Genomic DNA, 23447 nt, shown 5'->3' on the forward strand with positions numbered 1-23447 from the left:
TTTATAAAAACACTAAAAATGGAAGCCTTTATAACCATTGCTATTTTTGATTACATCCATGAAATCGAAATTCTAAAACATCGATTGGATCAGGAAGGACTACAGTATTATTTTGAGAACGAAATAATGTCCTCCATCGTTCCCATGTACTCAACTGCCTTGGGAGGAATCAAACTCAAGATTCATCCTAACGACGTTGAAACTGTCAAGACAATTCTTCAAGAAATGAAATACGGTAACAATTTAAAAATTGTTTGATTCTTTCAAAGTTGTCAACATATATATAATACATAAAAAAGAAAATTTAAATTTAAATAATTTTTTAATGGTTATTATAGTGTGTTAATAGTGGCAATAAATTTATTTTGAAAAGCATTGAAATGAAGTTTTAGTATGTTATTCAGAGTTATCAACAGAGTTATTTGTAGCTAAAGAATTAATTTTAAAGAGTTTTTGAATTTTAATTAACAACGGTTGATAAACTAAAAAGCTTTCAAATTGTAAATAAGTCTTTTTAAAATTTCTGTTGATAAACCATTTTTAAATATTGATAACTTTTCTAAAAATTCACCAAACTAAATTAGGTTTTTAAAAGTGGGTTTTGGATTACTTATTTTTTCGACACAAGCAAAAAATACTTCTAAAATTCTATCCCAAGTTATGAACAATTTATGTTAACTTAAAGTTAACTGATTTTCAGTTATTTAGGTTTTGCTATTAACAATGCAAAATTTTAACAAATAAATTATATAATAGCAATTGATTTCCAATGTTTTATATATTTTAAAAAATGTTGATAAGTAGCTAGTTTTTTAATAATAAGACAGTTATGAATTATTTTAGATGGAGTCATTTTAGACTGTTCATTTTTTAACAAATAAACAAAACCTTCATTTATTAAATCCGATAATCTTTTGGTAAATTTGCAGCACACAACTTAATATATATAGAATGAAAATCTCAATAGGAAACGATCACGCAGGACCGGAGTATAAAAAAGCCATTGTTGAAATGTTAATAGCAAAAGGCCACGAAGTAACTAATTATGGAACTGACACAACTGATAGCGTAGATTATCCTGATTTTGCACATCCGGTTGCAACAGATGTTTCTGAAGGAAAGGCTGATTATGGTATTGTTATTTGCGGAAGCGGAAACGGAATTGCTATGACGGTTAATAAACATCAAAAAGTAAGAGCAGGTTTGTGTTGGACAAAAGAAATTGCTGAGTTGACAAGATTACATAATAATGCAAACATTGTTAGTATTCCAGCTCGTTTTACTTCTATTCAACAAGCGGTTGAAATAGTAGAAACTTTTTTAAATACTGCATTTGAAGGAGGAAGACATCAAAATAGAGTTGACAAGATTTCTTGCTAAAAAATTCTAGGTGCTTCACACCAAATAAGATTAGAGCTCGGTAATTTACCGGGCTTTTTTGTTTTCTATTAACTGAATTTAAAGCTTATTATTTTATAGTAATTATTTCTGTATAAAAAAAGTATATAGAATTACAATTTGAAATATAACAATTCCAAAAAACTTCAATAAATAGCTTCTTTTTGCTGTTTTATGTCTAAAAATCAGCATTCCTAATCCTGAACCAACTGTCCCGCCAAAAAAAACGAAGCTTAAAAGTGTTTTCTCTGGAATTCTTCTTTTATGTTTTTTAGCTAAAAATTTATCATAATTAATTGCTGCAAAAGCAAGAATATTTATAATCAGAAAAAAGAAGAATAAAATTTCCATTTAGCTCAAATTAAGTTTCAAAGATATTCTATTAGTAAATAAAAAAACAAGTAAAATAATGTGAGATTTTACGAGAATCTCGCGATATTGATAAAAATAAAAATAAATTTACGGCATAGAATTATTTCAAATTTGCATGATAAACTTAATGAAACCAGCATTTAGACATTAATGTCGTAAAGAAGTCGTAAATAAACCGCAAGATAAAATAGGTGAACCAATCTAATTTTGAAGAAACTTTAAAACTATATTATGGAAACTATCGGAACAAAAATTTCAAAAATTAGAAAGCAAAAAGGAATGTCTCAAGAAGAACTTTCAGACTTTTCAAAAATTAATTTAAGAACATTACAACGAATTGAAAAAGATGAAAATGAACCAAGAGGGAATACTTTAAAACAAATTTGTGAAGTTTTAAAAATTAATATTGAAGAATTAGTAGATTATGGAAAAGTTGAAGACAATAGCTATTTAATTTTCCTTCATTTATCAATAATTTCAAATATCATTATACCTTTAGGGAATATTATTTTACCACTAATTTTATGGTTAAACAAAAGAGATAGTATTATTGAAGTTAACAACCAAGGAAAGAATATTTTAAATTTTCAAATATTCTTTTCAATAATTTCAAATCCAATCTTAATAATTGCCGTTTTAAGTAAAATAATGCATTTGAAATTAGGAATAGTTTCTATTTTCCTTGTTTATTATAGTTTTACCTTTTTAAACATTTGTTATTCAATTTATATAGCCATAAAAATTAAAAGTAACTCAATAAGAAAATATTATCCCAACCCAATAAAATTTTTGAAATAAAATAATGACAAATATAGATTTCATAAAAAAAGCGGTTGCAACAGCAGCCATAAACATTCAAAAAACAGTTGAACTTTTACAAGAAGATTGCACCATTCCGTTTATTTCTCGTTATCGAAAAGACACGACAGGAAATTTGGATGAAGTTCAAATTGAACAAATTGCCAAACTCCAAAAAGAGTACGAAGTAATTGTAAAACGCAAAGAAGCGATTTTAAAATCAATTGAAGAGCAAAAGGCTTTAACGCCAGAATTAGAGAAAAAAATCCAACAAAGTTTTGATCTACAGGAACTGGAAGATTTTTATCTGCCTTTCAAAAAAAAGAAAAAAACCAAGGCCGATGTTGCCCGTGAGAATGGTTTAGAGCCTTTGGCAAAAATAATCATGGCGCAAGGCAAAGACGATGTTGATTTCTTGGCTACGAAATATTTGAATGCAAATGTCGCAAATGAAGAGGCCGCTTTGCAAGGCGCACGAGATATTATTGCCGAATGGATTAACGAAAATATTTATGTTCGTAAACAATTGCGTCGTTTGTACGAACGCAAAGCAACCATCACAACCAAGGTAGTAAAAAGCAAAAAAGACGAAGAAGCGGCCCAAAAATTCAATCAATATTTTGATTGGTCAGAACCGTTGACCAAAGCGCCTTCGCACAGATTGTTAGCGATACTTCGTGCCGAGAATGAAGGTTTCATCAAGTTCAAAGTCGAAGTGGATATTGATGAAGCTTATGATATTATTGACGAATTGGTATTAAAAGGACAAAGTCCAGCCACACCACATGTGCAATTGGCAATCGAAGACAGTTTCAAACGATTGTTAAATCCGGCTATTTCTAATGAAACCTTGCAGGAAGCCAAAGCTAAGGCAGATGCCAATTCAATTCAGGTTTTTGCCAATAATTTAGGACAGCTTTTATTAGCGCCGCCTTTGGGTGAAAAGCGAATTCTGGCCATTGATCCCGGTTTTAGATCCGGTTGCAAAGTAGTTTGCCTGGATGAAAAAGGAGATTTGTTGTACAATGAAACCATTTATCCGCACGCACCGCAAAATGAAACGGCGATGGCGATGAAAAAAATCCGTTCGATGGTCAATTCGTATAAAATTGATGCGATTTCGATAGGAAACGGAACTGCTTCAAGAGAAACAGAATTCTTTATCAAGAAAATTGCTTTTGATAAACCAGTGCAAGTATTTATAGTTTCTGAGGCTGGAGCCTCGGTTTATTCGGCATCTAAAATTGCTCGGGAAGAATTTCCAAATTATGATGTTACGGTTCGTGGTTCGGTTTCGATAGGAAGGCGTTTGAGTGATCCTTTGGCCGAATTGGTAAAAATAGATCCAAAAGCCATTGGCGTAGGCCAATACCAACATGATGTGGACCAAAATAAATTGAAAGAAGAATTAGACAATACGGTGATTCGTTGCGTGAACTCGGTAGGAATTAATATCAATACGGCAAGTAAACATTTGTTGAGTTATGTGAGTGGAATAGGAGAGAAGCTGGCCGAAAACATTGTGAATTATCGCTCAGAAAACGGGCCTTTTGAAAACAGAAAGCAGTTGAAAAAAGTGCCGCGTCTGGGCGAAAAAGCCTATCAGCAAGGAGTGGCTTTTATCCGAATTTCGAATGCCAAAAATCCGTTGGACAATTCGGCGGTTCATCCCGAAGCCTATGGAATTGTGGAAAAAATGGCTAAAGATTTAAAGCTGTCAGTGAATGATTTGATTGCCAACAAGGAGAAAACGGCTTTAATAAAAGCTGAAAATTATATTACTCCCGAAATTGGTTTACTAACTCTAAAAGACATTATAAAAGAGCTCGAAAAACCAGGATTAGATCCTAGAAAATCAGCCAAGGTATTTGAATTTGATCCTAATGTAAAATCGATTAAGGATGTAAAATCGGGAATGATTCTCCCGGGAATTGTCAATAACATCACTAATTTTGGTTGTTTTGTAGATATCGGGATCAAAGAAAGCGGATTGGTTCACATTTCACAACTCAAATCCGGTTTTGTTTCGGATGTAAATGAAGTGGTAAAATTGCATCAACATGTTGAAGTAAAAGTCACCGAAGTAGACGAAGACAGAAAACGCATTCAGCTGACGATGATACTATAAAAAGGATACAAATAAAAAAACCAGTTTCTTTATATTGAAACTGGTTTTTTAGTAATATGATTAGTTTATATCTTTTATAGCTGAATAACGCCACCTAAGTTAAAGCTATAACCTCCATTAAGAATACGCTCATCAGTTGCTTTATTAATATTGGTTAAACCGTTGAAGAACTGAGCGTCGATTAGAAGACCAAATTTTTCGGTAAATTCAATTTTGTATCCAATTCCATAACTAAAACCTAGTTGGAAGGATTCAATTGTATTTTTTGGTAATTTTATACTAGTTCCGTTTGCCTTAACCTTTGCACTGGTTAAAAAGGAAGGGCTCAATCCAAAATTCAAATTCCATTTACGAGTACTTCCAAAGTGCCAGTTGGCATTGACGGGAATACTTAAATAATTTAATTGATCTTCAGCTAAAATATTTTGTTCGATACGGTATTTTCCGCCCATTTTGTCAGCAATTAATCCTGATCTTAAGCTCCATCTGTTGTTAAAATAGTAATCAACTGTGGCTCCTAACTCTACTCCTGAATTAGAATCAGTATAGTTTTCTTCGTTTTGCTCAGAAAAGCCGGAAATTCCAATTTTTGGTGTAATTTCAATAGTTCCTTTGTCTCTAGATTGAGCATTGGCAAATCCAAAAGTAGCCAAAGCCGCTAATGACAATAAAATTTTTTTCATATTTATTTTTGAGTTAAAATTTATAAAGTAAATGTAATAAGTAAAATCTTTCAAAAAAAATATAAAGTAAGAAAAATCTATAGAATGTTATAAGCTGATTTTAATTGAATATTTGATGCATTCAGCTGACGATGATTATTTAAAGTCATAAAAAAAGTCCCGAATCTCGGGACTTTTTTTATTTTTTTTCGTTTTCGCTTTCTTCTTTTTTATCAGCGGGCTGATCTTCTTTTGCGGCATTTTTGAATTCTTTAATTCCGCTTCCTAAACCTTTCATTAATTCTGGAATTTTTTTACCTCCAAAAAGTAATAAAACAACTGCTAATATAACTAGGATTTCTGTAACACCAAATCTTCCCATGATTGAATAATTTATGCCGAAGCAAATTTGTAATGAATCTCGCTGGCAAAGGTAAATAGAATTAGTTAATAGAAAATCAATTTAAGTCAATTATTTAATTTCGAAAACGTTAAAAATTTATTAAAAACAAATCCTTTTTTCTATTAAGATCTAAGTGGGCTTGCAAAGTGCTATCATTGACATTAATTATTATATTTGTATGATAAAGAAAAAACATGTCAGGAAAAAGATTAAAAAGAAAAAAAATCCACAGTAAATTATTCACAAAAAACCGCTTGGTTATTTTGAATGAGGATACTTTTGAAGAAACTTTTTCTTTAAGGCTGACCTTAATGAATGTTTTTGTGGTGGCTTCTATAGGTGCAATTTTATTAATTTTAATAACCACTTTTATCATAGCCTTTACGCCTTTACGTGAGTTTATTCCGGGATATTCCTCTTCTAAATTAAAAAAAGATGCTACGGAATTAGCTTTAAAATCAGATTCCTTGACAACAGCATTGAAAAAAAATGAAGCCTATATTTTATCTATCCAAAAAGTGCTTAATGGTGAATTAGAATATGCTAAATTTAATAAAGATTCCATTTTGGACTCCAGTGGTGCAGTGCCACCTCAAGTTGATTTAAAGGCTACCAAAGAGGAATTGGAATTAAGGGACGAAGTAGCTAAAGAGGAAAAAAAGGCTCAATCAACTCCTTCAAAACAGATTAAGAAAAAGGCCAAATAGGTTGTAAATTCTAATAAAAAACGTCCTGTATTTCAGTCATCTGGGCAAAAAAATCCAAATAAGTACTAATAAATGTCAATAAAATCAGTTGCGGCAAAGTTATTTGCCAAAAAAATACATAAGAAAACACAGGCTTGGGCTACTAAACCTGTTGCAAGTCAAAAAGCAGTTTTCCTTGACTTAATAAAGCAGGCCAAACAAACACAATTTGGCATTGACCACCATTTTGACCAAATAAAAACTTACGAGGATTTTACAAAACGAGTTCCAATAAGGGATTATGAAGACCTAAAGCCTTATGTGGAAAGGGTTGTGAAAGGGGAGGAGAATATCTTATGGAAAGGAAAACCGCTTTATTTTGCCAAGACTTCGGGAACGACATCTGGTGCCAAATACATTCCGCTCACCAAGGAATCAATGCCTTATCATATTGAAGCCGCGCGAAACGCTATTTTGCTTTATATCCATGAAACAGGAAAGGCAGATTTTGTTGACGGCAAGATGATTTTCTTGCAAGGAAGTCCAATTTTAGAAGAAAAAAACGGAGTAAAACTAGGCAGATTATCAGGTATTGTGGCACATTTTGTTCCTAAATACCTGCAAAAAAATAGAATGCCTTCCTGGGAAACAAATTGCATCGAGGATTGGGAAACCAAAGTAAATGCGATTGTTGAAGAAACTTTCAACGAAAATATGTCGGTGATTTCGGGAATTCCTTCCTGGGTTCAGATGTATTTTGAAAAATTGCAGCAAAAAGGAGGGAAGCCTGTTGGCAAAATCTTCAAAAACTTCAATCTTTTTATTTATGGAGGCGTTAATTATGAGCCTTATCGCGCCAAATTTGAGAACCTAATTGGCCGAAAAGTGGACAGTATTGAGTTATTTCCGGCTTCGGAAGGTTTTTTTGCCTATCAGGATTCTCAAAAAGAAAAAGGAATGTTGTTGCTTTTGAATGCCGGGATTTTCTATGAATTTATAAAATCGGATGAATTTTACACCGAAAATCCAAGGCGTTACACTATTGGCGAAGTGGAATTAAATGTAAATTATGTGTTGATTATTTCTACCAATGCGGGACTTTGGGGTTATAATATTGGCGATACGGTTCAGTTTACCTCATTAAAACCATATCGAATAATTGTATCGGGAAGGATCAAACATTATATTTCGGCTTTTGGAGAACATGTAATCGGCAAGGAGGTAGAATGTGCTTTACAGGAAGCGATGCTGGGAACTGATATTCGGATAAATGAGTTTACAGTAGCGCCTCAAATCACACCAGCAGAAGGATTGCCGTACCATGAATGGTTTATCGAATTTGAAAACGAACCTAAAGACAGAGGCACTTTTGCGAAAGCCTTAGACAACGCCATGCGCAAACAAAATGTCTATTATGACGATTTGATTGCCGGAAAAGTATTGCAGCAACTAGTAATTACAAAGGTTGCGAAAAATGGTTTTCAGGATTATATGAAATCCATCGGGAAATTGGGCGGTCAAAATAAAATCCCAAGATTGTCTAATGATAGGAAGATTGTGGATTTGTTAAAGACAAACTAAAATAATACTTTGGTTATTAAAAAACATTAAAATGAAAGAAACTAAAAATATATCAAGATCCAGAGCGCAGGAATCATCGGCGGCAATTGAAAAAATGTACATCACGATGCGCCATTTATTTAACCGAGGTTTCTATAAGCCTATGGGAGTTTCGGGTGATACTTTGCGTGAAGCTTTATTGGCTTTGCGTCCGGAGATTTATGGAAATATTGCCGAAGAAAAAGTAGAACTAAAAGGACTTTTATACGTTATTGAGCGGCTTCCGGTAGGAATTGAAGAATGTCGTTTTATTAATCTAACTTCGGATGAAGGCTATTCTAAATCCCATTTTCAGGCGATTGTTCCCCCAAAAAGAAGACGCAATTGTTATCGCATAGACGAAGAACAAATGAATGTGGAGATTACGCGAGGGCGTTCAGACATCTACGATATTTTGACACATTTGACCTTTATTTTTATTGAATCCCATAAGATAAAAAATAGGGTTTTGCTTGATGACGCCGGCGAAGTATCACGCGATTGGAACAAACTGGAACAAGCAGTTTCTTATAATGAAAAATTATCTCAAATAGAAAAAGAGAAAGCCATTTCTCATGCAGCGAATATTCTGGGTAGGACTTTTGAGGAAATTTTAGATATTTATGATGACTTTGGTTCTGCAACAGAGCCAGACCGATTTTTACATGTTATTTATTGGCTTGGAAAATTAGCCATTGAAGAAGTTGTTGACAATAATAAAAGAACCATCACTTTTAGTCCTATTTTAAGGGAACGTTTGGGTCATCATATTCATGGTGAAATATGGGCAACAAACATCAAGGAAGTTTTAAAGCAAAATGGTCTTTTAGACCGCCCTATTCACGTGATTAGTGCCAATATGCACAGCGTGATGAATTCTATTTTTGCTACGACAACTTTAAAAAAGAACTTTAAAGACAAATCGGATTTCTTTATTTACGAAGAGTTAAGTAAATCGACAGCAAATGAAGTGAGGAATAAGGTCGAAGAAATTGCTTTAAAGCAAGGGATGATTTCGTTGCCGGATACTTCAGGAACTAATATTGATGTACAAATTTTTGATTCAGCCAAAATTGATTGGGCTAATTCCTCTTTTCCAAAAGCTAAAATTGGAGCGAATAAACCAGTGCTTATCGTTATGGATTACGCCTTTGGAGAGCAGGCTTATGAAACTATTGATGAGCTGTTAAAACCTTTCAAAAAAGATATTTTACTCAATGTAGAATCAGTTTCCATAATGGGAAAAGCAGGAATTCTCGAAGGCGGAAAAGGAGATATCATGATTCCAAATGCCCACATTAATGAGGGAACTGCAGATAATTATTTTTTCCATAATGAATTAACTGCTAATATGTTTGAAGGCAACGGAATAGAAGTTTTTGCCGGACCTATGGTTACGGTATTGGGAACTTCGTTGCAAAACAAGGATTTGTTGAAATTCTTCCATGAATCCACCTGGGGTGTTATCGGTTTAGAAATGGAAGGATCTTATTATCAAAAAGCCATTCAATCGGCTTCCAAAATCAGAAAAAGTGTTCCTCATGACATCAAAGTAAGATATGCTTATTATGCCTCGGATAATCCTTTGGAAACAGGAAGTACATTGGCTTCGGGCGGACTTGGAGCAACAGGAGTAAAACCTACGTATTTGATTACGATCAAAATATTGGAACAAATTTTCAATATCATTTAAAAAGACAATAACATTTATGGTCATTGCCAAATAAATTTACATATGAAAAGGATACTTATTACAGGTGCTGCGGGATTTTTGGGATCACATTTGTGTGATCGTTTTATCAAGGAAGGTTATTTTGTCATTGGAATGGATAATCTCATTACAGGAGATTTAAAAAATATTGAACATTTGTTCAAACTCGAAAATTTCGAATTCTATCATCATGATATCACCAAGTTTGTTCATGTACCGGGACAATTGGATTATATCTTGCATTTTGCTTCACCGGCAAGTCCGATTGATTATTTAAAAATACCAATTCAAACCTTGAAAGTAGGTTCGTTAGGAACACACAATTTGTTAGGATTGGCAAGAGTTAAGAAAGCCAGAATCTTGATTGCATCCACTTCTGAAGTGTACGGAGATCCATTAGTTCATCCTCAAACAGAAGAGTACTACGGAAATGTAAATACCATTGGTCCAAGAGGTGTTTATGACGAAGCCAAGCGTTTTCAGGAATCGATAACCATGGCGTATCATACTTTTCACGGGGTAGAAACCAGAATAGTTCGTATTTTTAATACTTACGGGCCTAGAATGCGTCTCAATGATGGTCGGGTGATTCCGGCATTTATAGGTCAAGCTTTGCGTGGCGAGGATTTGACTATTTTTGGTGATGGCATGCAAACGCGTTCTTTCTGTTACGTTGACGATCAGGTCGAAGGGATTTTCAGATTATTGCATTCTGATTATGTTTATCCGGTAAATATTGGAAATCCGGACGAAATAACCATTAAAGATTTTGCCGAAGAAATCATCAAATTGACAGGAACCAATCAAAAAGTGGTGTATTATCCCTTACCAATAAACGATCCTTTACAAAGACAACCTGACACCACCAAAGCCAAAGAAATTCTGGGTTGGGAAGCCAAGGTAAACCGTGCCGAAGGAATGAAAATCACCTATGATTATTTCAAATCCTTGTCTAAAGAGGAGCTTTTAAAAGAGGAACACAAGGATTTTACGGATTATATCAAATAAGAAATAAGGAAAGATAAATCATCTAAAATATGGAATTACCCTTAGTATCTATAATAATTCCAATTTATAATTCTGAAAAATTCATTGCAGAAGCGGTCGAGTCTGTTCAAAAACAAACGTATCACAATTGGGAAATCATCTTGGTTGATGATTGTTCTACAGATAATTCAAGTTCAATTGTTTTAGAAATGATGCAAAAGGATGAAAGAATTCAGTTTCATCGACTCAATACGAATTCAGGAACTGGAATTGCCCGAAATTTAGGAGTGTCAAAAGCTTCGGGTAGATACATTTCTTTTTTGGATGCCGATGATTTATGGAAACCTAAAAAACTTGAAAAACAGCTTAATTTTTTGAAGGAGAACAATTTACCATTCACTTTTTCCTACTACGATTGGATTGACGAAGATGGTGAATTGTTGAATAAAAGGGTAGAAGCGCCACAAAATCTCTCCTATAGACAATTGTTTTTTTGCAACTATATTGGGAATCTTACCGGGATTTATGATGTCAGTTACTTCGGGAAAATGGAGATTTCTCCAATTAGAAAACGACAAGATTGGATGCATTGGCTTTCTGTTTTAAAAAAAATAAAAAAGGCGCAAGCTGTTCCCGAGAGTTTGGCTTTTTACAGAATTAGAACCAACTCCATTTCTGCCTCAAAATTGGATTTATTGAAACATAATTTTGCCGTTTACAGAAACTTTCACGGTTATAATTTTGGGGTCTCCTTACTGTGTATGAGCGGTTTTTTGTTTACGCAATTGATTATAAAACCACTTTATTGTAAAAGCATCTGATTATTTTTTATAACCAATTTTTGTTCTTGGCATTGCATCTTCTTTTTCTCTGTTAGTTCATCCAAATAAGAGAAAACCAGTTCAATATTTTTGCCTTGATTTTCTAATTTCTTCTGAATTTGGGCAATATCCAATTTCATTTCGGTGGTGTCCAAGAGCATTTGTCTCACTTTGGTAAAAATACGCATAATTTGAATGTTGGTTTGAATGGCTTTGTCGCTATTCAAAACACTTGACAACATTAGGACTCCATGTTCTGTGAAGGCCATTGGGGCATAACGCAAACCCATCTTCTCAGAATTGGAGGTCGCAAATTGCGACCTCCAATTTTCAAATTCCGTTTTAGACAGTTGAAACATGAAATCTGTGGGAAATCGGGATAAATTTCTTTTTACTTGTTCTTTTAATCTTTTGGTTTCAACTCCATAAAGTTGAGCTAAATCTCTATCTAACATTACTTTTTGATTTCTAATAAAGTAGATTTTATTAGAAATGGTTTCTTCAGAAAGCATCAAATTTTCATCCATAGATTTATATTTTTTTAAATTTAGTGTTGCATTTTTCAAATTCAAATCTTATTTCAGCAGAGAAGTAAACTGCTTCAATTTGCCACGATTAGTTCTTTCTAAAGCGTTTTTTCTAGTGAATTTAAAGGCTAAATTTGGTTCCAAATACAAAGCAATCGCTTGTTTTATTTTTTGGATTTGTTCCAAATTTAATTCGGTTTCACTGACATATTCTATTTCAAAAGTATCTATTTTGGTTTGTTTGATGATAAATTCTTTGACGTTTCCGTCATCTTCAATGATGCTTTTGGTGACATAATAAAAGGTCAATCCGGGGGCCTTTTTTCCGCTTGGTAAAAGCGCAACATCATTATTACGACCAATTAATTTCTTAAGAATCGGTTTATCCAAAGTACTTTTCGCATCCAAAATCCCAATATCGCCAATATCATATCGAATAAAAGGATGCGCTTTGTTGAACAAAGATGTAATCACAATGCGACCTTCTTGGCCATAAGGCAATACATTATTTTTGTCATCCAGAATCTCTACAAATAGCGTTTCGGTATTTACTTGCCATTCGCCTTCGGGATTTTCAAAAGCTATTAAATCCAGTTCGGAAGCGCCGTATTCATTGATAATTGGGATTCCGAATTGGGTTTCGAGAAGTATTTTATCTTCTTCAAAAAGCATTTCTGAAGTCACCATGCAGACTTTCAATGTAGGACAAGTTTCTTTTAAGATGAGGTTTTGCTTCCGTAAAAATTTGGCAAACAAAACAAGGGAACTAGTGTAACCGTTGAGGTAATCGAATTTAGTATTTTCAAATTTTTTCAACACTTTTTCTAAAGCCTGATCTGATAAATCAAAAACAGGAAAGCGGAAACGTTTGCTCAAAAAGTCCTTAAAACGTTCTTTTTTGTTGCCAATGAAATCCAAAGGAATGCCATAAAAACGTGCCTGAATAGAACGGTTAAAATCAATGCCAAACCAGCCAAAACGATACATATACGAAGCCCAAGTCAGCGCATGACAGTATTTGTCTTTGGCAAAAATAAAAGGATCACCACTGGAACCAGATGTTTTGTTAACGTACGTATTTTTAGAATTGTAACCATTGGATAATCTTTCATTCAATGGTTTTTGTAAATTTTGTTTGTTTAAAATGGGTAAATCTCCCCAACTCTTAAATGTTTTTGAACCTACTAATTGTTGATAAAAAGCATTGTTTTGCAGATGAAATTCAACAATTTCTCTTTTTTTATTTTCGATAAATAGTTGATGTTCTGTTGTTGATTGAGCTACAATTTTTCGCAATTCGGCCTTGGCCTCTTTTATCGGATAGCCATTGAATTTTAGCGTTAAATCGAATAATTTCAGCATTACACTTTTAGAACAATATTAATATTTCCGGCTGTTAATTCTTCGTCTGAATAATTTTTATAATCAGAGTGTATTTCAATATTCTTAAACAAACGATGTTGTTCAGAATCTTTTTTCACGCTATCGAAAGTTAAATATATAATTTCATAATCCAAAGATTTGAAAATTTCCAAGTATTGCGGAAGCCTTAATCTGTTGTGATAATCAAATTTGGTTTGGATACGATTCCATTCTTTTTGATCGTATTTTAAAAAATCGTGAAGGGACAAGGACGGATCAGAATAAGCTCTGTGATCACTCGGCGAAATAAAATGAACGATATGGGATCCTTTTTCAAGTGTATTTTTAAATTTCGTATGCATTTCTGCAATATCTTCGGGAGTGACATGTTCAAGGACAAACCTTGAAAAAACGATTTCTGCTTTTGGAATTTCCGCTGTAATTATATTTTGTGAAGGAAAATAAACAAGCTCTTTTGGAAGGCTGTATTTTCCTTTTTTAGGAATGTCAATAATTTGATTGTACTCTTTTGAAAAAACGGCATTAAAATCTACAATCGAATTTTCCTGATAATGTTCATTCAAATCATAGGTATAAACGCGCTTTGCTTTGCCTTTAAAGATAAATAAATAAGGAATAATAGGTAACCATCCGGAGCCAATTTCAATAATTGATTTGTTGTCAGGCTCTATTTTCAACAGCTTACAAATGGCAAGAAAGCTGTTAAATGTATTTTCGGAACTTTTTAGTTTTAGATTTAAATTCTTGTTTTCGGAGAAATATTGTAGTTTATGGTATAGCTTAACGCCCAAAGGATTGGGCAAAAAGCTCAAAAACTGAAAAACGGATGTTTTTATTTTATGATTCATAAACTAATTTTATCAAAAATAAGAAAAGAAATCGCTGGTTTTATTTAATTTTTTAGCCGAATCTCTTTTGGTAAACTTTAAAACAACCTATTTTTGCAGCACAACTAAAAACAACAACAGATGACTATTTTATTATTGGGTTCAGGAGGAAGAGAACATGCATTTGCATGGAAAATGATTCAAAGTCCGCTTTGCGACAAACTTTTTGTAGCTCCGGGTAATGCAGGAACGGCTTCAATAGCAACCAATGTAAATATAGGCGTAACTGATTTTGATGCGATAAAAGCTTTTGCTTTGGCTGAAAAAATCGACATGGTTGTTGTAGGTCCCGAAGATCCATTGGTAAAAGGAATCTATGATTTCTTTTTGAATGATGCCGATTTAAAACATATTCCGGTGATTGGACCTTCAAAAATAGGAGCACAACTCGAAGGAAGTAAGGAATTTGCCAAAGAATTTTTGGTAAAACATAATATACCAACTGCGGCTTATGATAGTTTTACTGCCGAGACGGTAGAAAAAGGATGCGAATTTTTAGCCACTTTGCAACCTCCTTATGTTTTGAAAGCAGACGGACTAGCAGCCGGAAAAGGGGTTTTGATCATTCAAGATTTGGCTGAAGCCCAAGATGAATTAAGAAACATGTTGGTTCATCAAAAATTTGGTGCTGCGAGTTCAAAAGTAGTTATCGAAGAATTTCTTGACGGAATAGAATTGAGTTGTTTTGTGCTTACTGACGGGAAAAGCTATAAAATTTTACCAACAGCCAAAGATTACAAACGCATTGGCGAAGGCGATACGGGCTTGAATACAGGTGGAATGGGAGCTGTTTCTCCGGTTCCTTATGTTGATGCCGTGTTGATGGAAAAGATTGAAACACGCATTGTAAAACCTACGATTGATGGTTTCCAGAAAGACGGAATTCCGTATAAAGGTTTTGTTTTTATCGGATTAATCAATGTCAAAAACGAGCCAATCGTAATTGAATACAACGTAAGAATGGGCGATCCGGAAACCGAAGTGGTTGTCCCAAGATTGAAAACGGATTTAGTTGAATTGTTTTTGGCCGTGGCCAATGAAAAACTGGACGAAATTACGTTGGAAATTGATCAGCGTAGCGCGACTACTATTATGGTGGTATCAGGCGGATATCCAGAAGATTTTGAAAAAGGAAAAGTAATTTCAGGTTTGGATAATATAACGGATTCTATCGTTTTTCATGCCGGAACAAAATTAGATAACGGGGATGTTGTTTCTAATGGAGGAAGAGTTTTAGCGGTAACTTCTTACGGGGATGACTTTGAACAAGCCATAAAAAAATCTTACCAAAACATAGATAAACTAAATTTTGATAAGATGTATTTTAGAAAAGATATTGGAAACGACTTAAGATAGTTTCCAATATCTTCTTTTTTTAATATTACTTTAAAAAAGAATGAGCAGTTGTATCTTGATTTTCTGTTCCTGCTTCATCAAAAATTCTTAATTGTTTGATCCAATATAACATTGCAGCAGCACAAATAATCATAAAAATCCAGTTGATTGAATTTGCTGCAAACCAGGATTTTAACTCTAAAGAACGTAAAAAATCAAGGGGAGCAAATAAAACATTTACAAATAAGTATTCTATTCCTTCGAAAAATGCTTTCATAATGTATAAAATTAATTTTATTAGATGTTTTAAAGGAGCTGGATTACTAAACATTCTTCTTTGTTAAGAATCTTTTTGAACTTGCAGAGTTTCCTTTTTAAACAAGTACTATATTTACAGTCACAAAAGTATAAAATATCCTTATGATTACAAGTGTTTTTAAAAAATCTACACCATTAAATTTTTCGTTGGTTGTATTTTTGATACTGGTTTTCTTTTTTCTTTTTCAAATTCAAGATTTAGCCTGGACTAATTCGCTTGTTTTGATTTCAGAGAAAGTGGGACTGCTCACTATTTTACTGGCATCGGTTTTTATTACTAATTTCATTTCTAAGAAGAACGGCCTTAGTAAAGACAGCAGTTATATCATATTATTTTATTTGTTGTTTTCACTTTTCTTTCCCACGCTTTTGGGGAATACCAACTTGCTTTTGGCTAATTTTTTCCTTCTTTTGGCGTTCCGAAGATTGATTTCTCTCCAGTCATTAAAAGCTTCCAAAGAGAAAATATTTGATGCTTCATTATGGATTTTTGCGGCCTCTTTATTTCATTTTTGGAGTATACTTTATATTGTTTTAGTCTTTATTTCTATCATTTTTCACGTTTCAAGAGATTACAGAAACTGGATACTGCCTTTTATCGCTTTTATTGCTGTAGGGACTATTTTTACTTTTTTTTCGCTGGTATTGGATTTAAATTCAATAGAATACATCAGCAGAAGTGTACAAACCAATTTTGAGATTAATTATTTCACTAATAATTACCAAAACGGCGCCTTGTCTATTTATGCAACCGTTGCTTTATTTTTTATCATTTCGATGTTTTCTACATTGTCAAACAGACCACAGATTTTACATAGCTCATACAAAAAGATTATTGCTTCTTTTTTTATCGGTGTATTGATTTTCTTGGTTTCGGCCAATAAAAGCAATGATTTACTGGTGTTTACAATTGCTCCTTTGGCTATGTTAGCAAGCAGTCATATTGAAATGCCTCAGCTAAAATTGAAACAGGAAATGGTGTTGGTGGTACTTATCATCTGCAGTTTATTTGCTTTTTTCTCCCAATTATAATTTATTTCCATAGGCCAAATCTCCTGCATCACCAAGTCCCGGCACAATATAACTGTGTTCATTTAGTTTTTCGTCAATAGAGGCAATCCAAAGATGACAGCTGTCTGGCAAGTGTTTTTCAAGATAAGCAATCCCTTCAGGAGCGGCTATGATAACGGCAATATGAATTTCTTTTGGTGTGCCTCTTTCCATCAATTTATTAAAAACCGCAACAATAGACTGTCCGGTAGCAAGCATAGGATCAAGTAGCAATAAGTAGTTATCATTAATGTCCGCAATGGCTTGGTACTCTACCAGAATGTCAAAATAATCATCGTTATTTGGGTGATGTCTATAGGCGGAAACAAAACCGTTTTGAGCGCTGTCAAAATAATTCAAAAAACCCATATGCAAGGTAAGTCCGGCGCGTAGGATAGAACACAAAACAAGTTGATCTTTGATTTCGCTGGTTTTTTTAGTACCAAGTGGCGTCTGAATTTCGACTTCTTTGTAATGCAAATTTTTACTCAGTTCATAGGCCATAATTTCACCAATTCGCTCAATATTTCTTCGAAAGCGCATACTGTCATTGTGTACATTGACATTTCTGATTTGGCCTAAAAAATGATTTAGGACACTGTTTGTTTCTGATAAATGATGGATTTGCATAATTTAATTTTATGGAGAATTTTAGTACTAAAATCTCATTTGTTTGTTATTTCCTACTTTAAAAGAGATTTGTGACTTCTGATTTTTTTATAAAAGTATAAAAAGTATCTTTGTAACCATAAAATATAAAAAGATGTTTTCAAAACTAGCCTATGCGGTCTTCGAGCAAAGTATTAAAGATTATCATCAATTTGATAATGTAGATCAGCCCATAAATAATCCTTTCCCAAAGGAAAAATTCGAACATTTACTGTATCTTAAAAATTGGATTGATACCGTACAATGGCATTTTGAAGATATCATTCGTGATCCGAATATTGATCCGGTTGCTGCTTTGACTTTGAAAAGAAGAATCGATGCCTCCAATCAGGAACGCACGGACATGGTGGAGTATATTGATAGTTATTTTTTACAAAAATACAGCAATGTAAAAGTAAAAGAGAATGCCAAAATCAATTCAGAAAGTCCGGCTTGGGCTTTTGACCGATTGTCGATTTTAGCTTTAAAAATTTATCATATGAATGAGGAAGCGACTCGTGAAGAAGCTTCTCAGGAACACAGAGACAAATGTCAGGCAAAATTGAATATTTTATTGGAACAAAGAACCGATTTATCGACTGCCATTGATGATTTGTTAGGCGATATTGAAAAAGGGGATAAATTCATGAAAGTGTACAAACAAATGAAAATGTACAATGACGATGATTTAAATCCGGTTTTGTACCAAGGAAAAAAATAAGAAATACTAATTTAAGCCATTGAGAGATTAAGAAAATTAAGTAAAACTTAATGATCCTTAATCTCTTAATGGTTTTTATACAATTAAGTAATTGTCAAAAAAAATCCAACATATAGCTGTTATGAGGCTTTCCGCAATGGGGGATGTCGCGATGACTGTGCCTGTTTTGCGCGCTTTTGTAAAGCAGTATCCTGAAGTTAAAATCACGGTGATTTCCCGTCCGTTTTTCAAGCCTTTTTTTGAAGGCATCCCAAATCTTACTTTTTTTGCTTTCGATGAAAAACAACGCCATAAAGGTTTTTTAGGATTGTTGCGACTGTTTCAAGATGTAAAACAATTAAACATCGATGCCTTTGCCGATTTGCATAACGTTTTGCGATCTAAAATTGTCAGATCACTTTTTGCCTTGAGCGGAAAAAAGATGGCTTATACAGATAAAGGCCGGGCGGAGAAAAAAGCCTTAACCCGATTTGAAAATAAAGAGTTCAAGCCACTTCTCAGTATGTTTGAAAGACACGCGAAAGTATTTGAACAACTTGGTTTTGCACTTGATTTATCCAATCCTGTTTTTCCGGAAAAAGCAGTCTTAAGCCCCGATATTTTAGCAATAATTGGCGATAATCATGAAAATTTGATTGGGATTGCTCCTTTTGCCCAATACGATTCTAAAGTCTATCCTTTGGACTTGATGCAGTCCGTAATCGAGGAATTGTCGAAAAACCCGAACAACAAAATCCTGCTTTTTGGCGGCGGAAAAAAAGAAATCGAAATCTTGGATTCGCTTTCTTCCTATAAAGAAAATGTCATCAATATGGCGGGAAAAATCAAGTTTCAACAGGAATTAGAATTGATCAGTAATTTGGATGTGATGCTGTCAATGGATTCTGGAAATGCCCATATTGCGGCTATGCTTGGCGTAAAAGTCATTACACTTTGGGGCGCCACGCATCCTTATGCTGGATTTATGCCATTTAATCAGCCTATCGAAAACGCTTTGGTTTCTGATAGAAATCTGTTTCCAAAATTACCCACTTCGGTCTATGGAAATAAAAAAGTGGAAGGCTATGAAGAGGTCATGCGAACAATTTCTGTTGACTCTATTATAAAAGTTTTAAATTATTGTAAGTAAGTAAATTAAGTTGTACTCTTAGTTAGTCCTTATGTTTCCTGAGTTTTTTAATTGCAGGAATAATTTTATCAAATTTTTAACAAATCAGTTTTTAATTATTAATATTGAAAATACTACTTTGGCTTACTGTAAGTTAGGTCTTACAAGCAAAAGTTAGTTTAGGAGGAATAGAGGGCTTGCTTAAGTTGCTTTGTAAATCTTGAAATTTTAATACAATAAAACAGAAACTATTTATGCAAAAAATTACAGGATTAATTACGATTTTGTTCCTATTTTCATTTTCAGCATTTTCTCAACAAGCACAGCTTTCGGGTGTTATTACCGATGGTAATGAAAAAGCAGCAGTTTATAATTCGGTTGTTGCTTTATTAACTCCCGTAGATTCTATTTTATATAAGTTTACCCGATCTGATAAAAAGGGAAATTTTAATTTCAAAAATGTAAAAGCAGGAAACTACATCCTGATGACTTCACACTATCAATATGCTGATTATGTAGATCCTATAATCGTTAAGGAAAACGAAAACAAGCTGGGAACAATCGCTTTGAAAAGCAAAATAGAACTGCTTCGTGAAGTAGTAATAAAAACGGGCTCCATTAGAATAAAAGGGGATACTACCAGTTACAGAGCAAGTGATTTTGTTGTTAGTGAGAACGCTAACGTAGAAGAATTATTAAAAAAACTACCAGGAATTCAAGTAGATAAAAATGGTGCCATAAAAGCCATGGGGGAAACCGTGCAAAAAGTATTGGTAGATGGCGAAGAATTTTTTGGGGATGATCCTGGCATGGCGGTAAAAAACTTAAGAGCCGATGCAGTAAAAGAAGTTCAAGTTTTTGATAAAAAAAGTGAACTGGCCGAATTTACAGGTATAGACGATGGCAACACTAAAAAAACGATTAATCTAAAATTAAAAGAAGATAAGAAGAAAGGCTACTTTGGTAAAATTGACGGAGCCAATCAGCCATTTACTGATACCGATTCCAGATACAATAGCAATTTGATGGTCAGTAGTTTTAAAGGCAAAAGAAAATTATCTGCGTTTTTATTAAACGGAAATACAGGTCAAGATGGCCTAGGCTGGGAGGATAGCGAGAAATTTGGAGCTCGTGATGACAGCTTTAGTATGAATATGGATGATGATGGAAATGTAAATTTTGAATGGGTTGGGGGTAATAATGATGGAGAACCTTATGTAAATACTCAAAATGGATTTATCAAAAACACCAATGCAGGATTACAGTACACCAACAAGTGGAATGACAAACAGAACTTGAATGTATCGCCAAAATTTAATAAACAAATTTATACTAATAATAATAGTAGAATTTCCCAAACTCAAGTAGGAGAAACGCAATTAAATGAAAACAAATCTACAGTAACCAATGTAAATAGAAGTAATTTTAAACTCAATGCGACCTACGATGTAAAACTAGATTCGGTAAACTCCTTAAAAATTACTGCTAAAACTAATTTTTATAATACCGATAGTGATGAATTTACAGACGGAACTACAACTGGAAATGGTGGAATATTAAAAAATAAACAGCAGAGAGCATTCACCACAAATTCGGATAAGTCCTCATTTTTTACTAGTCTTTTATTCAAACATAAATTTGCTAAACCCCGTAGAACCTTTTCGGTAAACAGTAGTTGGAGTATGTTAAATACAAACTCAAATAACTTTTTAAAGTCTTCTAACGAAAGTTATGTTGATGGAGTTTTTGCGACAAAAGATGATGTAGATCAAAATAAAATAGGCGATAAAACAAGTCAAAACTTTGCAGCAAGTTTTAGCTATTCAGAACCTATTGCTAAACAATTATCGCTTCAGTTTGCTTACCAAATAGCCTATGATAAGGGTGAAAACAACTATTTTACCTATGATTATTCTGAAGATACCGGAAAATATGATTTGCTTGTAAATTCATTATCAAACGAATTCGAACAGACAATGGTTACACACAGACCCAATTTAAAGTTGAGTTACAATGCTAAAAAAATCAATTATAGTTTTGGAAGTGGTTTTGGTTTCACCTCTTTTGATTTGTTAGACAAAACAATGGAGAAAGAATACAAACGAAACTATGCTAATTTTTTTCCTTCAGCAAGTTTTTCATACAAGTATAAAAGCAACAGTAACTTACGCGTTAATTATCAAGGATCAACGAGACAGCCTACTCTTGATCAATTGCAACCGCTAAGAAACAATCAAGACTTTTTTAATCAAACCTTAGGGAATCCAGATTTAAAACAATCCTTTACTAATAGTATAAACATCAACCAGAGTAGTTATGATATGTTGAGCGAAACTCAGATTTATCAGGGACTTTCTTTTAGTACAACAAACAATTTAATTATTTATAGCAGAGTAATAGATCCTGAATCGGCCAAAACTATTTCTAAACCGATAAATACAAATGGAAATTTTGCAACAAATTTTTATTTCGGGTATGGATTAAAAATCAAGAAAATAGATTTAAGAGCTAATTTTAGTCCCTCTTTTGGCTATAATAAATCAGCACTTAGCATTAATGATAAAATAGGTAGCGCTAAGAATTTAAACACAGGATTTTCTGTTTATTTAAGTAAGTCTAAAGAAAAACAATATGATATTAACTTAAGCAATAGATTTTCATTTAATAGAAATAGTACCACTCAAAATAGTGAAATTAAATCTTTTAACACTAATAATTTGAATTTAGACATTGGAGTTTATTTCGCTGAAAAATGGAAACTATCAACAGATTACAATTTAAATACAAGACAAAAAACAGTCGACTTTCAGAACAATCTTACCAATCAATTGTGGAATGCAAGATTGCAACGCACCTTTAAAAAAGATGAATTTACAGCCTATTTTATGGTACGAGATATTTTAAATCAAAACATAGGCATACAAAGAAATGTTTATGAAAACACCATCAGTCAGGAGCAAAATGATAGGCTTAAACGATATGCTATGATAGGTTTTACTTGGAATTTTAAAAATAGAGGTGAAACCACAAAAAGATAAATTACATGCTAATTGGGTTATAACCACTAGAAATCTCAATGATAATTCTACATTCATAACCTATAACTCATAACTTACAAAATATGAAAACAATACTTTTTTTTATTACTGCACTCCTTTTTACAATGATATCAAATGCACAGCAATTTGTAGATAAAGCTGTAATTGAGTATGAAGTAAATACCAATCTAAAAAAGATGATGGGTAATGATAGTTGGGATGAGATGATTAAAGACAATCTGTCTGACCTTAAAATATCATACTTCAGCTATACTTTTGCAGATAACAAAAGCCTTTTTAAATTTGATAGATGGAGTCCAAAAACAAGAATTCCAAAATACCAGAAAGAGGCAGATGAAGAAAACAGCTGGTATTTTGATTTTAATACAGGAATAATGAATATGCAAAAACAAATAGTAGGAACTAATTTTGTTATAGCCGATAGTATTCCTAAAATTGAATGGAAAATCACCAATGAAAACAGAGAAATAGCAGGTTATAATTGCCGAAAAGCGGTTGGGAAAATAATGGACGACGTATATGTATTTGCTTTTTACACTGATGATATCACGATTTCTGGCGGTCCATGTTCTATAAATGGTTTGCCGGGTATGATTTTAGGTCTGACTGTACCACGTTTGCATACCTCTTTTGTAGCTACTAAAGTTGATGTTTCCTTCAGTGATATATCTAATATAAAACCCATCACAGCCAAAAAAACGTATGATATGATGGGTTTAAAATCGTTGATAGAAGAAAGAACAAAAGATTGGTTTAGCTATGGGGAGGATAAAGAAGAAAACAAAAGGCAAAAAAATATCTTTTTGTGGAATGCGTTTTTATGATCACTAATCTCTTTAGACGGAA

23 protein-coding genes are annotated in these 23447 nt (G+C 33.2%); 15 read left to right on the plus strand and 8 right to left on the minus strand.

All coding sequences use genetic code 11. The features are described 5' to 3' along the window. Positions 1-18: 18 nt before the first annotated feature. Both BUB25_RS04090 and rpiB read left to right on the plus strand, forming a co-directional pair. On the plus strand, positions 19-258 hold the full coding sequence (locus tag BUB25_RS04090) for a DUF2007 domain-containing protein (protein WP_072940402.1): 240 nt from the start codon (positions 19-21) through the stop codon (positions 256-258). A gap of 693 nt (positions 259-951) precedes the next feature. Next, positions 952-1380: a ribose 5-phosphate isomerase B gene (rpiB, locus tag BUB25_RS04095; RefSeq protein ID WP_072940406.1), complete on the plus strand. Its 429-nt coding sequence runs from the start codon at positions 952-954 to the stop codon at positions 1378-1380. A gap of 102 nt (positions 1381-1482) precedes the next feature. Here rpiB and BUB25_RS04100 read toward each other — a convergent pair whose 3' ends face one another. After that, positions 1483-1749: a DUF1294 domain-containing protein gene (locus tag BUB25_RS04100; RefSeq protein WP_072940409.1), complete on the minus strand. Its 267-nt coding sequence runs from the start codon at positions 1747-1749 to the stop codon at positions 1483-1485. A 252-nt stretch (positions 1750-2001) separates the two neighbouring features. On the opposite strand from BUB25_RS04100, the gene BUB25_RS04105 reads away from it, so the two are divergent. Together BUB25_RS04105 and BUB25_RS04110 are read left to right on the plus strand one after the other, a co-directional pair. Continuing rightward, positions 2002-2568 (plus strand): helix-turn-helix domain-containing protein, encoded by a 567-nt coding sequence (locus BUB25_RS04105; protein ID WP_072940412.1) that lies wholly within the window; start codon positions 2002-2004, stop codon positions 2566-2568. Positions 2569-2572: 4 nt separating this feature from the next. Then, positions 2573-4696 (plus strand): Tex family protein, encoded by a 2124-nt coding sequence (locus BUB25_RS04110; protein WP_072940415.1) that lies wholly within the window; start codon positions 2573-2575, stop codon positions 4694-4696. Between the two features lie 74 nt (positions 4697-4770). Here the strand turns inward: BUB25_RS04110 and BUB25_RS04115 are convergent, their stop codons facing one another. Next, entirely contained in the window at positions 4771-5379 is a 609-nt protein-coding gene (locus BUB25_RS04115; protein ID WP_072940418.1) for a porin family protein, read from the minus strand. Between the two features lie 178 nt (positions 5380-5557). Next, positions 5558-5740, minus strand: a complete 183-nt coding sequence (tatA, locus tag BUB25_RS04120) for a twin-arginine translocase TatA/TatE family subunit (RefSeq protein ID WP_072940420.1) — start codon at positions 5738-5740, stop codon at positions 5558-5560. A 215-nt stretch (positions 5741-5955) separates the two neighbouring features. Between tatA and BUB25_RS04125 the strand changes: the two genes are divergently transcribed. The 5 genes from BUB25_RS04125 to BUB25_RS04145 all read left to right on the plus strand — a co-directional run bounded on the left by BUB25_RS04125 (position 5956) and on the right by BUB25_RS04145 (position 11565). Then, a complete protein-coding gene (locus BUB25_RS04125; protein ID WP_072940423.1) occupies positions 5956-6468 on the plus strand; it encodes a peptidase in 513 nt (170 codons plus the stop codon). 72 nt (positions 6469-6540) lie between these two features. Then, positions 6541-8028 (plus strand): GH3 auxin-responsive promoter family protein, encoded by a 1488-nt coding sequence (locus BUB25_RS04130; protein WP_072940426.1) that lies wholly within the window; start codon positions 6541-6543, stop codon positions 8026-8028. A 31-nt stretch (positions 8029-8059) separates the two neighbouring features. Then, positions 8060-9739, plus strand: a complete 1680-nt coding sequence (locus BUB25_RS04135) for a DUF6909 family protein (protein ID WP_072940428.1) — start codon at positions 8060-8062, stop codon at positions 9737-9739. 42 nt (positions 9740-9781) lie between these two features. Then, positions 9782-10765 (plus strand): UDP-glucuronic acid decarboxylase family protein, encoded by a 984-nt coding sequence (locus tag BUB25_RS04140; protein ID WP_072940432.1) that lies wholly within the window; start codon positions 9782-9784, stop codon positions 10763-10765. 29 nt (positions 10766-10794) lie between these two features. Beyond that, a complete protein-coding gene (locus BUB25_RS04145) occupies positions 10795-11565 on the plus strand; it encodes a glycosyltransferase family 2 protein (protein WP_072940452.1) in 771 nt (256 codons plus the stop codon). Here the strand turns inward: BUB25_RS04145 and BUB25_RS04150 are convergent. From BUB25_RS04150 to BUB25_RS04160, 3 genes are read right to left on the minus strand one after another with little or no spacing between them, the layout of a single operon-like run. Next, positions 11547-12092 (minus strand): ORF6N domain-containing protein, encoded by a 546-nt coding sequence (locus BUB25_RS04150; protein ID WP_072940455.1) that lies wholly within the window; start codon positions 12090-12092, stop codon positions 11547-11549. The genes BUB25_RS04145 and BUB25_RS04150 overlap by 19 nt on opposite strands. A gap of 48 nt (positions 12093-12140) precedes the next feature. Next, the gene (locus tag BUB25_RS04155; RefSeq protein ID WP_072940458.1) at positions 12141-13454 is read right to left on the minus strand and encodes a phenylacetate--CoA ligase family protein; all 1314 of its coding nucleotides are present in this window, start codon (positions 13452-13454) and stop codon (positions 12141-12143) included. Further along, the gene (locus BUB25_RS04160) at positions 13454-14323 is read right to left on the minus strand and encodes a hypothetical protein (RefSeq protein WP_072940460.1); all 870 of its coding nucleotides are present in this window, start codon (positions 14321-14323) and stop codon (positions 13454-13456) included. Before BUB25_RS04160 ends, BUB25_RS04155 begins: the two co-directional genes overlap by 1 nt. 120 nt (positions 14324-14443) lie before the next feature. Here BUB25_RS04160 and purD point away from each other — a divergent pair, with 120 nt between their 5' ends. Further along, positions 14444-15718, plus strand: coding sequence for a phosphoribosylamine--glycine ligase (gene purD, locus BUB25_RS04165; RefSeq protein ID WP_072940462.1), 1275 nt, complete (start codon positions 14444-14446; stop codon positions 15716-15718). Between the two features lie 25 nt (positions 15719-15743). Here purD and BUB25_RS04170 read toward each other — a convergent pair whose 3' ends face one another. Further along, positions 15744-15974 carry a DUF6341 family protein gene (locus BUB25_RS04170; RefSeq protein ID WP_072941011.1) on the minus strand — a complete coding sequence of 77 codons (231 nt, stop codon included), beginning with the start codon at positions 15972-15974 and terminating at the stop codon, positions 15744-15746. 143 nt (positions 15975-16117) lie between these two features. On the opposite strand from BUB25_RS04170, the gene BUB25_RS04175 reads away from it, so the two are divergent. Next, positions 16118-17047 carry a DUF6427 family protein gene (locus BUB25_RS04175; RefSeq protein ID WP_072940464.1) on the plus strand — a complete coding sequence of 310 codons (930 nt, stop codon included), beginning with the start codon at positions 16118-16120 and terminating at the stop codon, positions 17045-17047. Here BUB25_RS04175 and upp read toward each other — a convergent pair. Continuing rightward, positions 17042-17695, minus strand: a complete 654-nt coding sequence (upp, locus tag BUB25_RS04180) for a uracil phosphoribosyltransferase (protein WP_072940467.1) — start codon at positions 17693-17695, stop codon at positions 17042-17044. The genes BUB25_RS04175 and upp overlap by 6 nt on opposite strands. A gap of 133 nt (positions 17696-17828) precedes the next feature. On the opposite strand from upp, the gene BUB25_RS04185 reads away from it, so the two are divergent. The 4 genes from BUB25_RS04185 to BUB25_RS04200 all read left to right on the plus strand — a co-directional run bounded on the left by BUB25_RS04185 (position 17829) and on the right by BUB25_RS04200 (position 23425). Then, positions 17829-18434, plus strand: coding sequence for a DUF4254 domain-containing protein (locus BUB25_RS04185; protein WP_072940470.1), 606 nt, complete (start codon positions 17829-17831; stop codon positions 18432-18434). A 121-nt stretch (positions 18435-18555) separates the two neighbouring features. Then, positions 18556-19563: a glycosyltransferase family 9 protein gene (locus BUB25_RS04190; protein ID WP_084089428.1), complete on the plus strand. Its 1008-nt coding sequence runs from the start codon at positions 18556-18558 to the stop codon at positions 19561-19563. A 233-nt stretch (positions 19564-19796) separates the two neighbouring features. Further along, positions 19797-22580, plus strand: coding sequence for an outer membrane beta-barrel protein (locus BUB25_RS04195; RefSeq protein ID WP_072940476.1), 2784 nt, complete (start codon positions 19797-19799; stop codon positions 22578-22580). 83 nt (positions 22581-22663) lie between these two features. Then, on the plus strand, positions 22664-23425 hold the full coding sequence (locus BUB25_RS04200) for a GLPGLI family protein (RefSeq protein WP_072940478.1): 762 nt from the start codon (positions 22664-22666) through the stop codon (positions 23423-23425). Positions 23426-23447: the final 22 nt, after the last annotated feature.

Origin of the sequence: Flavobacterium granuli, from assembly GCF_900129705.1 — a bacterium.
Lineage (GTDB): Bacteria > Bacteroidota > Bacteroidia > Flavobacteriales > Flavobacteriaceae > Flavobacterium > Flavobacterium granuli.

Bases quoted from the DNA above. Each gene is read 5' to 3' on its own strand.
- BUB25_RS04160 (WP_072940460.1), bottom strand. From the start codon at position 14,323: ATGAATCATAAAATAAAAACATCCGTTTTTCAGTTTTTGAGCTTTTTG.
- BUB25_RS04140 (WP_072940432.1), top strand. From the start codon at position 9,782: ATGAAAAGGATACTTATTACAGGTGCTGCGGGATTTTTGGGATCACAT.
- BUB25_RS04150 (WP_072940455.1), bottom strand. From the start codon at position 12,092: ATGGATGAAAATTTGATGCTTTCTGAAGAAACCATTTCTAATAAAATC.
- BUB25_RS04145 (WP_072940452.1), top strand. From the start codon at position 10,795: ATGGAATTACCCTTAGTATCTATAATAATTCCAATTTATAATTCTGAA.
- BUB25_RS04130 (WP_072940426.1), top strand. From the start codon at position 6,541: ATGTCAATAAAATCAGTTGCGGCAAAGTTATTTGCCAAAAAAATACAT.
- BUB25_RS04185 (WP_072940470.1), top strand. From the start codon at position 17,829: ATGTTTTCAAAACTAGCCTATGCGGTCTTCGAGCAAAGTATTAAAGAT.
- BUB25_RS04100 (WP_072940409.1), bottom strand. From the start codon at position 1,749: ATGGAAATTTTATTCTTCTTTTTTCTGATTATAAATATTCTTGCTTTT.
- BUB25_RS04190 (WP_084089428.1), top strand. From the start codon at position 18,556: ATGAGGCTTTCCGCAATGGGGGATGTCGCGATGACTGTGCCTGTTTTG.
- BUB25_RS04155 (WP_072940458.1), bottom strand. From the start codon at position 13,454: ATGCTGAAATTATTCGATTTAACGCTAAAATTCAATGGCTATCCGATA.
- upp (WP_072940467.1), bottom strand. From the start codon at position 17,695: ATGCAAATCCATCATTTATCAGAAACAAACAGTGTCCTAAATCATTTT.
- tatA (WP_072940420.1), bottom strand. From the start codon at position 5,740: ATGGGAAGATTTGGTGTTACAGAAATCCTAGTTATATTAGCAGTTGTT.
- BUB25_RS04115 (WP_072940418.1), bottom strand. From the start codon at position 5,379: ATGAAAAAAATTTTATTGTCATTAGCGGCTTTGGCTACTTTTGGATTT.
- BUB25_RS04090 (WP_072940402.1), top strand. From the start codon at position 19: ATGGAAGCCTTTATAACCATTGCTATTTTTGATTACATCCATGAAATC.
- rpiB (WP_072940406.1), top strand. From the start codon at position 952: ATGAAAATCTCAATAGGAAACGATCACGCAGGACCGGAGTATAAAAAA.
- purD (WP_072940462.1), top strand. From the start codon at position 14,444: ATGACTATTTTATTATTGGGTTCAGGAGGAAGAGAACATGCATTTGCA.
- BUB25_RS04125 (WP_072940423.1), top strand. From the start codon at position 5,956: ATGTCAGGAAAAAGATTAAAAAGAAAAAAAATCCACAGTAAATTATTC.
- BUB25_RS04105 (WP_072940412.1), top strand. From the start codon at position 2,002: ATGGAAACTATCGGAACAAAAATTTCAAAAATTAGAAAGCAAAAAGGA.
- BUB25_RS04195 (WP_072940476.1), top strand. From the start codon at position 19,797: ATGCAAAAAATTACAGGATTAATTACGATTTTGTTCCTATTTTCATTT.
- BUB25_RS04170 (WP_072941011.1), bottom strand. From the start codon at position 15,974: ATGAAAGCATTTTTCGAAGGAATAGAATACTTATTTGTAAATGTTTTA.
- BUB25_RS04110 (WP_072940415.1), top strand. From the start codon at position 2,573: ATGACAAATATAGATTTCATAAAAAAAGCGGTTGCAACAGCAGCCATA.
- BUB25_RS04135 (WP_072940428.1), top strand. From the start codon at position 8,060: ATGAAAGAAACTAAAAATATATCAAGATCCAGAGCGCAGGAATCATCG.
- BUB25_RS04175 (WP_072940464.1), top strand. From the start codon at position 16,118: ATGATTACAAGTGTTTTTAAAAAATCTACACCATTAAATTTTTCGTTG.
- BUB25_RS04200 (WP_072940478.1), top strand. From the start codon at position 22,664: ATGAAAACAATACTTTTTTTTATTACTGCACTCCTTTTTACAATGATA.